The sequence below is a fragment of the Pseudomonas sp. E45-MNA-CIBAN-0222 genome (genome assembly GCF_040310405.1).
GTDB classification, from domain to species: Bacteria; Pseudomonadota; Gammaproteobacteria; order Pseudomonadales; family Pseudomonadaceae; genus Stutzerimonas; species Stutzerimonas stutzeri_AC.
This window is the reverse complement of sequence record NZ_JBEOPU010000166.1, coordinates 1-256: the sequence shown is the minus strand read 5'-3', so window position 1 is coordinate 256 and position 256 is coordinate 1. Positions and strand designations below refer to the sequence as shown.

Sequence of the window (256 nt, the reverse complement as noted above, 5' to 3'; positions counted from 1 at the left end):
CCTGGTCGTCGCCGTGACGCGGGCTGTCCCTCTCCACCTGATCCGCGGCGATCGTGCCGACGGCGAAATACTGCGCCTCGGGATGGGCGAAGTACCAGCCGCGGACGGCCGCGGTTGGCAGCATGGCGTAGTGCTCGGTGAGCGTTACCTGGCTGATGCCGTCGGCATCCAGCAGCGGGAACAGCGTGCCTTTCTCGGTATGGTCCGGGCAAGCCGGGTAGCCGGGGGCTGTGGTTATGCCATTTTACTGTTCTCG

1 pseudogene is annotated in these 256 nt (G+C 66.0%); it reads right to left on the bottom strand.

The annotated features are described in order from the left end of the window. Positions 1 to 241 (bottom strand): annotated as a pseudogene (locus AAEZ08_RS23190) (vitamin B12 dependent-methionine synthase activation domain-containing protein); the annotation flags it as partial. Between the last annotated feature and the right edge of the window lie 15 nt (positions 242 to 256).